General features: G+C 66.6%; 12 protein-coding genes. 4 read left to right on the top strand and 8 right to left on the bottom strand.

Annotated features, from left to right (window positions below):
• Positions 1–4: 4 nt before the first annotated feature.
• Positions 5–199, top strand: coding sequence for a hypothetical protein (locus DKT69_RS23870; protein ID WP_109803736.1), 195 nt, complete (start codon positions 5–7; stop codon positions 197–199).
• 52 nt (positions 200–251) lie between these two features.
• On the opposite strand, the gene DKT69_RS37875 is transcribed toward DKT69_RS23870, so the two are convergent.
• The 4 genes from DKT69_RS37875 to DKT69_RS23855 form a co-directional block, all read right to left on the bottom strand.
• Positions 252–1,700 (bottom strand): hypothetical protein, encoded by a 1,449-nt coding sequence (locus DKT69_RS37875; protein ID WP_146231196.1) that lies wholly within the window; start codon positions 1,698–1,700, stop codon positions 252–254.
• Between the two features lie 1,755 nt (positions 1,701–3,455).
• On the bottom strand, positions 3,456–4,373 hold the full coding sequence (locus DKT69_RS23865) for a DNA-processing protein DprA (protein WP_109803735.1): 918 nt from the start codon (positions 4,371–4,373) through the stop codon (positions 3,456–3,458).
• Between the two features lie 796 nt (positions 4,374–5,169).
• Positions 5,170–5,418 (bottom strand): tyrosine-type recombinase/integrase, encoded by a 249-nt coding sequence (locus DKT69_RS23860; RefSeq protein ID WP_236648190.1) that lies wholly within the window; start codon positions 5,416–5,418, stop codon positions 5,170–5,172.
• Positions 5,419–5,508: 90 nt separating this feature from the next.
• On the bottom strand, positions 5,509–6,054 hold the full coding sequence (locus tag DKT69_RS23855) for a 2'-5' RNA ligase family protein (protein WP_109803734.1): 546 nt from the start codon (positions 6,052–6,054) through the stop codon (positions 5,509–5,511).
• Between the two features lie 282 nt (positions 6,055–6,336).
• Between DKT69_RS23855 and DKT69_RS23850 the strand changes: the two genes are divergently transcribed.
• Complete coding sequence (locus DKT69_RS23850) at positions 6,337–6,711, top strand: hypothetical protein (protein WP_109803733.1); 375 nt, start codon at positions 6,337–6,339, stop codon at positions 6,709–6,711.
• A 28-nt stretch (positions 6,712–6,739) separates the two neighbouring features.
• Here DKT69_RS23850 and DKT69_RS23845 read toward each other — a convergent pair whose 3' ends face one another.
• Positions 6,740–7,306: a hypothetical protein gene (locus DKT69_RS23845; RefSeq protein WP_146231195.1), complete on the bottom strand. Its 567-nt coding sequence runs from the start codon at positions 7,304–7,306 to the stop codon at positions 6,740–6,742.
• 1,314 nt (positions 7,307–8,620) lie between these two features.
• Here DKT69_RS23845 and DKT69_RS23835 point away from each other — a divergent pair.
• Positions 8,621–9,040: a DUF2267 domain-containing protein gene (locus DKT69_RS23835; protein ID WP_161557939.1), complete on the top strand. Its 420-nt coding sequence runs from the start codon at positions 8,621–8,623 to the stop codon at positions 9,038–9,040.
• 149 nt (positions 9,041–9,189) lie between these two features.
• On the opposite strand, the gene DKT69_RS40055 is transcribed toward DKT69_RS23835, so the two are convergent.
• Entirely contained in the window at positions 9,190–9,639 is a 450-nt protein-coding gene (locus tag DKT69_RS40055) for a site-specific integrase (RefSeq protein ID WP_236648189.1), read from the bottom strand.
• A gap of 439 nt (positions 9,640–10,078) precedes the next feature.
• On the opposite strand from DKT69_RS40055, the gene DKT69_RS23820 reads away from it, so the two are divergent.
• Entirely contained in the window at positions 10,079–11,029 is a 951-nt protein-coding gene (locus DKT69_RS23820) for an L-threonylcarbamoyladenylate synthase (protein WP_109803756.1), read from the top strand.
• 7 nt (positions 11,030–11,036) lie between these two features.
• Here the strand turns inward: DKT69_RS23820 and DKT69_RS23815 are convergent, their stop codons facing one another.
• The gene (locus DKT69_RS23815) at positions 11,037–11,498 is read right to left on the bottom strand and encodes a GNAT family N-acetyltransferase (RefSeq protein WP_109803728.1); all 462 of its coding nucleotides are present in this window, start codon (positions 11,496–11,498) and stop codon (positions 11,037–11,039) included.
• A 61-nt stretch (positions 11,499–11,559) separates the two neighbouring features.
• Positions 11,560–11,799 carry an FIMAH domain-containing protein gene (locus tag DKT69_RS23810; RefSeq protein WP_109803727.1) on the bottom strand — a complete coding sequence of 80 codons (240 nt, stop codon included), beginning with the start codon at positions 11,797–11,799 and terminating at the stop codon, positions 11,560–11,562.
• Positions 11,800–11,963: the final 164 nt, after the last annotated feature.

Below are 11,963 nucleotides of genomic sequence, written 5' to 3'. Positions count from 1 at the left end.
GCGTGTGACGTTCCGTGAAGATCTACACCAAGCCAGAACCGGCAACGGACCCGCCGTCATCGCCACGCTGCGTAATACCGCGATCGGCTACCACCGCACCACCGGCGCGACCAACATCGCCCGCGCCACCCGAAACGCCTACCGCCGACCTCACGACCTCATCGCTGCCGTGACCAGCAGTTATCCCACAACGCAATAGCCCTGCTCTGGGCGCCATATCCTCTCCCTTGCGGGCCGCTACCCAAAAGGCGCTACGAGGGGCGCGGCACAACTTGGCAGGTAATGGCGAACCTAACCCCAAACTCTTCATACAGCGCATCTACTAGGTGTTGTGAATCGTCGGCGGCCATGGTGCACAGGAGCGCACTTCTGAAGTTCAAGACGAGAGCATCGCCTTCGGCTCCATTGATTTGGGAGTCCCGATACAGGGCGGCAATGCGCAGCGACTTGCGCGAAATGTTAGCAAGCACGTCCGGCCAGGCCCGACGGATCTCAACTGCGGACGGGTAGTCCGAGAAAGACCGGGGGGTAGGTGTAGGAGTTTCGGTAACCTCAGTAACCTTGTTTCGAGGATCAGGGATCACCACAGGCAGCAGCGCTACCGAGATCAACCGTTTGGTGTCGGTGTTGGAGGCCAGGACGTAATCTCTTCGCTCCATCGGCCGATCGCTTGGCCGCGCTTCGCGAAATTGAGGATGTGAGCGGATTGCCTGATCCGCGCCTTCAATAGCAGTAGTCGCTCGAACGTCTTTCACCAAGAGGACTAGCGCCGCCTTGGTGTCGCGCCAGGTCGTGTAGCTGCAAAGCTGGTTGATAGCGCTTGAGAAAGCCTTCGGACCACCCCAGAACTTGAACTCGCCAATGAAGGCGCTTCTGTTTTGGTGGTTGAGGAGGATGTCGGTCTTGCCCGCCCCATTGAAGGCTTCGCCAGAGGCTGCACCTTCGTAGTTGGCGTTCAAGAGGAAGAGGGCCAGGTCGCGGATAGCCTCCTCGCCGAGGCTCCTAGCTGTGTCTGGAAGCCGTTCCATGGCTCGCCCGAAGCTGCTGAGCGTTCGGACCACGTCTTCATAGATGAGTCGAGAGACATGAGGCTCGGCCGAAGGCGAATCAGACGGTGACTCTTGCACTCGAACGCTCTTGCGCTGAACTGGTACCTCTACCCTTGCTTGGCTGGTAACAGATGTAAGGGGGATCTTCAGAGAGGCATCGAGGTCCGCCGTGTCGTCGAGGAGGTCTTTTCGGTCATATATTTTGGACCGGAGGGCACTTCGTAGCTTGGCATTGAACTGGGCGGCATCAGCGTTTGCCTTCTCAACGCAATTGTTGGCGTCTTCGATGAACTCCGCAACCCTGGAATTAATTGCTGCGGATGTTAGTCGCCCCGGAGATTGAATCGTTAGCTCGACCGCACCGTTAACAACCTGCGGCTTTCGTTGAGAATATGCTAGAACCCCGTATTGGAGAAGTTCCCTCGATCCGGTAAAGGGAAGCCTCACCGTGAGGGCCTGTCCTGGCAGCTCCTCTACATTTTTGCCTGTCCACTTTCCCGTCCGGACGGATGTTACAGAAACCTGGGAGCGAGACAGTTGACTGAGGTCAAGGCCCACAAGCTCATGACAGTAGCGCTTATAGACGCGTTCAACTACCTCATTCGGCTGTTGCTGGACCGTTGAAGCTGGCTCCCTATCGGCTGCAAGCATCGCGCGCACCATGTACCCGTCGAACAATGAGACGCTTACGCCTTTTGTTGTGGGTCGGCGATCAGGCATCTTCCACCCGCCGGCCACTCGTCGTTAGCGGCGCGAAGACCGTCGCCCGCCCCGCACGAGCCACCAGCGGGCGGGGCACCGGGCCACTGAGCGTCAGCTCCTCCCCAAGGCTGAGGCTTCGTACAGATCGATCTCTGTGACGGTTGGCCCGGTCGAGGCGGGTTGTTAGCCTAGGCACGCGATCTCCTATCAGTGGACGTGTGCAGCGGACCTGGCACGGAGTTCAATGCGGCACCCGTTCCTAGGCGGGTGCCGCTCCGTGCTTCGGAGGCTTCTACATGGACCTGACAACTTCCGTGCTGCACACCGAGGTACGGGAGCTGAACGTCAGCCGTGTAAGTCCTGCCATCGATCACAGCACCTAGTGCCGACACTGCACAACAACGGCGGTGGACGAGCCTCGGGACAACCTGTGGACAGCGGTGGACGGGTGGGTAAGTGAACTGTGGATATCCTGTGCACCCGAGTGACCTAGTGACGCATGGGCATGGGCCCTAGCAGGGAAAACATAAGACACAGGCTGTGTGCAGAGCTTTCACAAGCCGTGAGATTGCCTGGTGGCCTTGTCGCGGGCGCGCTTGTGTCTACTTGTGTCCACCGCAGGTCAACAGGGTATGTAGGTGCGCCTGGTAGCCGCAGCCCGGCTGTTGGCAGTGCTTGAGCTATGGCCCGCGATTCCCTAGCTGGCCGTGCGTAGGGCCGCCGTAAGAGCTCAGCAGATCCCTTAAAGATCATCGGGCACAGATCCGGCACAGCCGGCAGCGACAACGCATGCGAAACGTCGAGAGGCACCGAGGAACGCGAGCCAGGTCAGAGTGCCGATGGGTCCACTTTCAGTGGATCAGCCACCGCCTCGCGGCTTAGGGGTTCAAGTCCGCCTCGCTTGCCGGCCTGGCCCGTGTGATTCTAGTTGCCTGATGGGCAAGCCTCGGCGGTGCACCGGGCGCAAACGTCGAAGGTGAACGGCTTAGCCGTTGCGTAGTCCCAGACGCGCCGGCAGTCGGCGCTGTAGGCAGGATCAATCACTCTCCCAGCAGCAACTACACCAACCGCCGCCGCACCCGCCAGATGCAGCGCCGAGGCCGCGCTTTGGGTGCGGGTCCCGCTAGTGAAGGTGTCCTCGATGAGGAGGACTCGATGACCGCCGAGTTGGTATTTGCTAGTAAAGCCACCGTCCGAGGCGCGTAGGCGACTCAACTGCACCTCACCAAGCGTGAGGAGATCTCGATAGAGAGGGTGCAGAAGTGTGCTTCGACACACCGCCCGCGCCAGCGGATGTTGGCCCTGTCGGCCGCCCGTGCTAGGTACGGTCGTGACTAGGGTCGGCTGTCCGCCGGTCATTCCGACGATGCATGCCCAATGTTGAGCTACGAACCTCGCGACGGTCGCCGCTAAGACTGTCCCCAGTTGGTCCCGTACCTGGGGGGCCGGGCTGTCCTTGTAGTACCTCAGAACGTTCCAGTACTGGTCCGGTACCTCGTAGAAGGAGATGGGCAGGATCTCCGTAACTGGCCGGCTTACCTGCCTCATCGTCACACTGCAGCTGTAACAGAGAGACGCGTCCAGCCGAACGCCACGGTGACATAGCGGGCATATGCCGCTGCCCACCGGCGGAACGCGCCGGTAGGCAGCGATAAATGGATCCGTAAACTGCTCGACAGTCACGGCGGCCTCGGTCTCCACTACTTACAGCAACATCAGTTGCTCTGGCACCGACACCAGCTTGACTAGGACCGCCAGAACATCGTCCAGGTCTCTGACTATCGAGACGCCGGGTCGTTGGGCGTACTTGCGGGCCCACTCCTGCGACTCGACCAACGACTCAAGTAGGAAGAGTCGCTTCCCGTGCTCCAGCGCAAGCCGAGCCTGCATTTTGGCACCGCTTGTGGCCGAGGCCTCGACCACCACAGTGCCCATGGCCATTCCGCTCATCACGACGTTTCGCATCGGGAAGTTCATTTGCCGTGGGGGCGACGCGGGCCAGAACTGCGAGACGATGGCACCTCGCTCGCGGACTCGCTCGGCTAGTCCGCGATTCTCTTTGGGGTAGATCGGCGTGAGGATGCCGTGTCCGACTACCGCTACCGTCCGCCCTCCCCCGACCTCCAGCGCGGCCGTATGCGCCGCTGTATCGATGCCCTTAGCAAGACCCGACAGGACGGTTACGCCTTCACTCGCAAGATCGCGCGCAAGCCGGGTCGCCCTACGTAAGCCCTCGTCTGTTGCCTGCCGCGTTCCCACCACTGCAATTGCCCGGAAGTCCTCTGGCTGAAGCTCGCCGCGGACCCAGATGAATGGCGGCCGGTTGTAGATCATCTGAAGATTGGCGGGGTATCCAGCATCTAGCACCGTGTACAGCTTGATACCTTGGGTGGCCACGCTCTCGATGAGGTCTGATGCCGCCTGAACGTCCTCAGGCGCGACGCGACGAAGAAGCTCCTCGGCGTAACGCTGATGAGGGGCCGACAAGAAGCCGGCGTCGCCGGCAAGCAGCTTCAGGGCACTCCCAGCCTCGGAGATCACCGCAGCGGTCCGATACCACTCGCCCGGGGAGGCCTTCGTGAGGGCAAGCACTGCGGCCTGCTCTGCGGCCGAGTCGCTCATCCCACCTCCAGCGTTCGAATGTGTGTTCGAAGCCATGCTAATGGCCTTCCGATTGGTACGGTAGTGGGCCAAGCGGCCGGGCGGCGTCAGCCAGTCCAAGATCCTCTCCGATGTCGCTCATCTTCGCCTCCTTGACCTTGGATGCCTGCGGCGCACTCCGCTTGGGCCGGCAGCAACCGTGACAGCCAGGACGAGGGCAGCCGTAGACGGCGGGTGACGCAGTAATCGAGACGCCGGGCAGCGGCGAGGCAGCAAGAAGGCAGCGCAACCTTCGATCAAGGTCGGGTCGGATCATCGAACAACGACGGCCAACACCTGCTCGCCGACCTCGGACACTATCGCTCGACAACATCCGACAGGTTAGGTCCGCATCCCCCCGACGGGGGTTGGAGCTCCGCCTCGGCCTGGTCGCCGTACAGCACCGAAGTACAGCAACCCACGGCACCATCACAGCCCTCAGCGAACCGGTTGAGGTTGGCGACCTGCGTACCGGGCCGTAAGCAGCCGCCTCGCCGGAAAACCATAGGTTGAGGGTTACTGGTGTGCGGGTGGCGGCGGTGGAGGTGGCCGGCGTCAGCGAGAAGTCAGCGAGACGCACGACAACAACCGACAACCGCTGGCACAGGAGGGCACTGTCCTTGACTCCAACGCCAGTCGTTGCCATCGATCGGCATGCGGCGACTACATCGAGCCGCCTTTGCAAGGCAGGGGTTAGGGGTTCGAGTCCCCTGGGCTCCACCAGCACTTTCTTTGGTTGATCTCGGTTCCGAGTACAGCCATTTGTACAGCCAAGCGGTCACGCCGTCCCCTCCTCGCCCAACACGCGGTCGATGGCCGAGGCAGCCTGACGCGCCCGCGCCGGCAGGACGTGCCCGTACGTGTCGGCCGTCATCCGGATCGTGGAGTGGCCCAGCAGCTCCATCACCGTCCGCAGCTCCTCGCCCTGGTCGAGCAGGAACGTAGCGAAGGCGTGCCGCAGATCGTGCAGGTGCAACCAGTCCAGGCCCTCCTCAGAGATGCCGCCGCGGATCCCCTCGTCGGGCACCACAAGGGCTACCAGCCTCCCCGGACGGGGCCAAGGTCGTTCGTCCGGTAGGGCGCTCCACCTTGTCCCCGTCCGGGGAGGCTGGACGGTCTACGACTGCCCGACGAGGAGATCCGCCCCCAGTGGGAACTCGCAGACGGTGCGCCAGGGGCTTAGGTCCGGCGTTCCGGCGATGAGCCGGATCATGTCGACGGCTGCGTTGATCGGCAGTTGCGCGGAGACGGTTTCCGCGGCGTAGCTCAGTGTGGGCTTGGGGGCGTCATGGCCGATGGTCAGGTGCGGCACCACCTCGGCATGCGCCCCAGCATATGGGGGGGTCTCGGGAAACCGCTGCCACACCGCCGCGGTGAGGTCCCGGAACGGATGGTCTGGCTGCGGTGCAAGCCATACGACCGTGTCACCGAACCAGCCGATGTGAGTCAGCGCAACATCGAACCGCGGTATGCCGGCAAAGGTCTTGCGCAGCACGGTCAGGGCCTGGTCATTGATCTGCTGCGGAGGCAGAAACGGGTAGAGGACGGTCACGTGCGCCGGCACGCCCCACGAGGCAGCTGGGTCGAGAGATGCCCGAAACCGGCCTACCGCTGCCTCGGCCTCGGGTATCGGCACGATGAGCGCCGTCTGTGTCGGCTCCATTCCCGCAGTCTTCCGATCGTGGCCGGTGCTGGTCTACGGATTTTCGCCACCGGTACTGGGTAGGGGCAGCATGTGGACAGTACTGAATTACCTGCCGACCCTATGGAGCTGACGGTCACGCGGGCCATCGATGGGCCAGTAACCACGAGACTCAGCGGGCACGAGCGGGCACGAGACGCAACCGGGCCGGCTTCGGCGAGCAGGCATCTCGGGCATCACGACCGCTTGAGCACGCTCTTCCAAACTGAAGGTGTCGACCGTGCTGGGGTCTACCATCGCCGAGTGCAAGACGACGACATCAGCGGGCACATCTGGCGCGAGGAGGCGGCGAGGAGGCCGCCGCTTGCGCAGGGCGCCCAGGCGCTCGGTCGGCTGATCGAGCACGACCACGACCCGGCCGAGGTCTCCTACTACGAAGTAGCCGCCGACCCAGACGCGCAGGCGCTGGACGATGCACAACGCTCCTATGCCGGGCCCTCCGAAGGTTGCGGCGGCTCCGCGAGCGAGACGAGCACGCCAAGGCCGACCGCGAGGACTGACGGCTGTACAGCCATCCGTACAGCCAAGACCGCCCGCAAGCGCCGACGCTGCCCGACAAAGACGGACGGCTTGCCCAGGGGGCGGCCACTTGACCAGCCATCCACGATCTTCTTCTAGTCCCAAGGCCGCTCTCGGCCGTCGGCGGTCAGCGTGGGACGTAGCCGTTTGGAGAGTGGACCAGCAAGCGGAAGCCCATCGGCACCCGCTGGTGACGAGGCAGGCCGAGCACGTCGTAGTCGACCGCAAGGTCTTCGAAGTAGAGCCCTGATCCGGGAGCCATCTCCACGTTCGGGATCGTGATCGTGACGAAGACCGGCAGCTCCATGCCCGCGGCTACGCTGATCGAGCGGAACGGTGCCGCCGCAGCCGGGTCGAACACGACGGCGGTGGCCTCATCGGCATGGTTTACCGCCAGGCGGGCGATCTTGAACACCTGCTGATCGGCCGGACCGTCATTGATGCCGGTGATCGTCACTGGCCACGGTCCGGGATTGCGGATGGTCGCCCCGAATGTGACCTGGCCTCCGGGATTGAAGGTGAACCGCACCTCCGTCCTCGACCCTTCCGTGCGGGACTCCGCGTCAGCCCCGTGCCACCACGAACTGCCGTGATCGAGGCGATGGCCGATGGCGGCCGACAGATACCCGGCGCACAGTGCGACAGCCAATGTCGCGGCGACCAGCAGGCGGCGACGGCGCGTCACAGGGGACATTCGCGGGGGATGAGCATCGGGCACGGCAGGTCGGCGTCGGCGTCCTCTCCTGGTAGTGCCCACGCCGGCGGTTGGTGGATCGCCGACGGCCGGCGCGGCGGGCCGGAGCGTCAACGTCATGACAGCGCACGCTACAGCGCACATTCGCGCGGCGCTGCCCGCCCCAAACGGGGTTCTGCTGGTGCTTCGATCGTCGTGCCCGTTGCGTGCACGTAGGCACGGGACCCGAGGGGTAACGGCGGTCAACTCCTGGGCGTGACTCCCGGCATGGCGATGCAGGTCAAGCCAGGTCACTGCCGAGCGGCTTTCGCCCGTGTCCACACTTCCTAAGCCGCGTGGCGCCCACGACGGCGCTTGACAACCGCCATTGAGACTCGTCCGGTAGGGCGCTCCACCTTGTTCCCGTCCGGGGAGGCTGGACGGTCTGCCGACTGCCCTCGACGAGGAGATCCACTTAAAGCGCCAATGCCCATGCCACGCTGGCGACGGCTGTGACAAGCAGGCCGAGACGTATCGCCGCCGTGGTCCGCCTGGGTGCCTTCTGCGGATCTACTGCTGTGGCTGCCGTCAGAATCACGGCGGCGGGTAGGTGAGCGAAGAGCCCGAAGAACACGCCAAGGACCGCTAGGACGAGTAGCAACCCCACAACAACCCAGCACGTGACCTGGAACGCTCGCTCGCGCCGAATCGCAAGAGGGATCGCTACCAGGACCGACGGAAACCAGACGATCATCCACAGCCAGGGGTATCCGCTCGTGAGCCAGGCGGCGGCGAGAACTGAAGTCAGTAGCGCACCGCATGCGAGTAACTGGGCCGGAATCGGCACAACAGCCGGCGCAAACGGCCCCGGCGGCGGACTGCCGGCGGCGGGCTCGGGGGCGGGCACGTCGTGATCATGTCAGACCGAAGCGAGTATCTGTACAGCCGTCCGTACAGCCAAGCCGACCGACGAGCGCCGGGGGAGAACGGCAGCGGCCGACAAGCGATGCAGGTCAGCGGCGATGAGCGACGTAGGCCGACAGGAGTCTTGATCTTTGCAAGGCAGGGGTTAGGGGTTCAAGTCCCCTGGGCTCCACCACACCATCCGCCCTGTCACGGGCTTCCCAAGCCGTGCCCGATCCGTGCCCGATGCAGCGGTCAACATCGGCCAGTAGCAGGCCGAGGGCGCCAAGTTCCGCGCCGAGCTCCGTCTGGCCGCACGTCCCGTATGCCCGAAGTGTCATCTCGTCGAGGGCTCGTCCCTCGGGTTGAGGAGGCCGTTTCACCGTGAGGGGCGCGGGTAGACGGTGGCCTCGTTGGAGAGGAGGCTTCGAGGTGAACTATGCCGAATTCGTAGAGGCCGTGGCAAGGCGTGCCGGGGTGCCGTCGGAGAAGGCCGAAGCAGTCAGCCGCGCGACATTGGAAACGTTGACCGACCGGGTCACCGCCGGTCAGGCGAGCAACATCGCCGGGCAGCTTCCGAGAGAGCTACGGCAGCATCTGCACAAGACCACCACCGCTATCGGGTCGCAGAACGCCGAGCCGTTCGAGCTGGACCAGTTTGTCGAGCGGGTGGCGAGGCGCGCCGGGGTCGATGTGGCGATGGCGGACGCAGGTATGCGGGCCGTGCTCAGCACCATCGGTGAGGCCGTGAGCAAGGACGAGTTGGAGGACCTGGTTTCGCAGCTTCCGAAGGAGTTCTGGAAGATCATTCAGGCCGGCGCGGGGGTTGAGGTCAGGCCGCGCGGCGCATAGCGGAGGGATCGCCGGCTCCGAGCAGCAGCAGCGGGTCGACGCACAGCAACAAGCCGGACCGTTTGGAACCCCAGACCGTCCGGCGGAGGAGCCCCACCCCGGTACCGAGCGCTCAGCGACCGCCTCGCCGGCAATCCCCAGGCTCAGGTTCACGTGGCGAAGGCGTGCCGTAGGTCGTGCAGGTGCAGCCAGTCCAGCCCAGCCGCCGCGCGGAGCTGCTCGAAGCCCCGGTTGACGTTCCGCGGTTCCATCGCGGTGCCGATGGTGCTGGCGAAGATCAAGCCCAGATCCGACCAGACCTTTCCCGGCGGCGAGCCGTACCTTGGCCTTGCCGCACGCGCTGTGCCTCCAACGCCCGGATGGCCAGAGCCGACAGCGGCAGCGGACGGGTCGATCGGCGGCGCCCTGGTCACCGCGTACTGCTGGCCGGGCGAGTCGGGGTCGAGCCGGCAGGAGAACGCGTACCTGCCGGGGGCCGGGGCGTCGACGCTGGCCAGCCAGGTCCACCGGGTGTCGTCGGTCGCGACCTCGGTCCCGACCCGACCCGACCCGGCTCGGTCGACGGCACCGCCCGCCCGTCGGGACCGGTCGTCCGGCAACGGTCGCGGTCCGGTGCCGTGGTGGGCCGGGTGGCCCAGACGGCGTACCGGCCGGGCCGGTCGAGGTCGACGATGAACTGGTCGTACCGGGGGCCGGTGACGTGCAGCGGGAGCGGCGCCGGTGCGGCCCGCGGCGAGATCGCCCGCCGCACCGTGGGCACGGTGGCCGCCAGGCCGAGGCAGCCGACCAACGCGAGCACTCCCGCCGACGCGTACCAGAAGCGGCGCATCGTCAGCCGGATCGCGGGGCGAAGGGGTGCCGGCGCGGCTCGCGGCCCGCCGGGTACCGGTGCGCCCGAGCCCCGTCAGCACCGGCGATGCGGAGCGGCTTGCGCATGGGGCGAAGGATAGATCGACGGTCGCGTCTCTGCCGACCCGTCGTACGGCCGGGTGAGCGGCAGGCTAGCGTCGGTGCGTGACCACCGGAGCCCCGCGCGTCCTGCCGGCCGACAGCGGCATCGCCGAAGCCGCCGCCGTCCTCCGTGCCGGAGGGCTGGTCGCCTTCCCCACCGAGACGGTCTACGGGCTGGGCGCGAACGCCCTGGACGGTCGGGCGGCGGCGCGGATCTTCGAGGCGAAGGCGCGGCCCAGCTTCGACCCGCTGATCACCCACCTGGCCGACGCGGCCGACCTGCCGGCACTGGTGGGCGCGGTGCCGGCGGGGGTCGCCACGCTGGCCGAGCGTTTCTGGCCCGGTCCGCTCACCCTGATCGTGGACCGGCCGGCGGCGATCCCGTCGATCGTCACCTCGGGGCTGGACACCATGGCGGTCCGGGTGCCCGACGAGCCGTCGGCCCGGGCGCTGATCGCCGCCGCCGGTGTGCCGGTGGCCGCGCCGAGCGCGAACCGGTTCGGGCAGCTCAGCCCCACCCGGGCCGAGCACGTGGTGGCCGGACTGGGTGACGCGGTGGACGTGGTGCTCGACGGCGGGCCGACCCGGTGCGGCATCGAGTCGACCATCGTGGACGCCCGGGGCGTGCAGCCGGTGGTGCTGCGGCTGGGCGCTCTGCCGGTGGAGGCGCTGGTGGAGGCGGCCGGGCCGGTCATCGTACGCCCGGGCAGTTCGGGCCAGCCGGTCGCGCCGGGGACCCTCGCGGCGCACTACGCCCCGCGTACCCCGTTGACGCTGGGGGCGGCGGAGCCGGCGCCAGGCGACGGCAACCGGCTCGGTTTCCTCGCCTTCCGGGAGCGACCGGCGGACGGCTGGGCGGCGGTGGAGGTGCTCTCCCCGGAGGGTGACCTGACCGTGGCGGCCGCGCGGCTCTTCGACGCCCTGCACCGGTTGGACGCGGCCGGGGTGACCGAGATCGTCGCCGAGCCGGTCCCGGACGTCGGAGTCGGCCGGGCGATCAACGACCGGCTGCGGCGGGCGGCCGCCACCTGGCACTGAGCCGGGGTCACAGCTCCAGCTCGCCGACCACTTGGTCGCCGCTCGTCTCGCCGGTCAGCCGGAAGCCGAGCCGCCGGTAGAAGCGCTCGGGACCGTGGTCGCCCGGCACCCAGGTGGTGAACAGGCGGCTGCCGCCCCGGCGGCGGACCTCCGCGGCCAGCGCATCCACGGCGAAGCGGCCGTACCCCCGGCCCTGCTGGCCAGCGGCGATGTTCAGCCGCCACAGCCCGGAACGGACGTCGGTCGGGTCGTCGTCGCGCCACCGGATGTCGAAGAAGGCCATCAGGAAGCCGACCGGGCTGTCCCCGTCGACGATCAGCCGGGGCCAGGCGACGTCGGGCTGCACGTACGCCTCGGCGAGCGACCGGGCGACCGGTGCGACCAGCCCCTCCTGGTCGGGTCGGACCGCGATCGCGCAGGCGGCCAGGACGTTGTCCGTGGTGATCTTCTCGAGGCGTGGCGACGACACGGGCGCACCCTAGTCGTCCACGGGCGATCAGTTCGACCGGGTTGCCCGGGCCGACCCGCGGCTACGGCAGCTCGGCGGCGATCCGGTCGACGTTCGCGCTGAGCGTGTCGTACCCGCCGGCGGTCAGCTTGCCGCCCCGCAGCAGCTCGGACAGCTTGTCGCGCAGCTTCCTGATCTGCTCCTCCGCCCGGTCCGGGTCGTCCTCGGCGATCTCCTTGGCGATCGCGTCCACCTTGGCGTGCAGGTCCTTGGCCGCGTCCGGGTTCAACTGGCCGGTCTCCACCTGCTGTCGGATCGACATGCGCATGGCGACGATGGGGTCCGCGGGCGGGGTCGGGCTCGGCGTCCGCGAGGTGGCCCGCGAACTGGGCGTCCGGCTGGCCGGGGTAAGGGTCGCGGCGGCGAGCGACGGCGTGGTCGGCGCGACGGTGACGGGCACGGCCGGCCTGCTCGGCTGTGCGGCGG

The sequence above is a fragment of the Micromonospora sicca genome, assembly GCF_003172935.1.
In the GTDB taxonomy this organism is placed as follows: domain Bacteria; phylum Actinomycetota; class Actinomycetes; order Mycobacteriales; family Micromonosporaceae; genus Micromonospora; species Micromonospora sicca.
The sequence above is the reverse complement of the archived record's forward strand: the minus strand, read 5'-3'. Positions and strand labels throughout refer to the sequence as shown.

Excerpts from the sequence above, each read along its gene's own strand:
- DKT69_RS23865 (WP_109803735.1), bottom strand. The coding sequence starts at position 4,373 with ATGAGCGACTCGGCCGCAGAGCAGGCCGCAGTGCTTGCCCTCACGAAG.
- DKT69_RS23845 (WP_146231195.1), bottom strand. The coding sequence starts at position 7,306 with ATGTCCCCTGTGACGCGCCGTCGCCGCCTGCTGGTCGCCGCGACATTG.
- DKT69_RS37875 (WP_146231196.1), bottom strand. The coding sequence starts at position 1,700 with ATGCTTGCAGCCGATAGGGAGCCAGCTTCAACGGTCCAGCAACAGCCG.
- DKT69_RS23810 (WP_109803727.1), bottom strand. The coding sequence starts at position 11,799 with ATGTCGATCCGACAGCAGGTGGAGACCGGCCAGTTGAACCCGGACGCG.
- DKT69_RS23855 (WP_109803734.1), bottom strand. The coding sequence starts at position 6,054 with ATGGAGCCGACACAGACGGCGCTCATCGTGCCGATACCCGAGGCCGAG.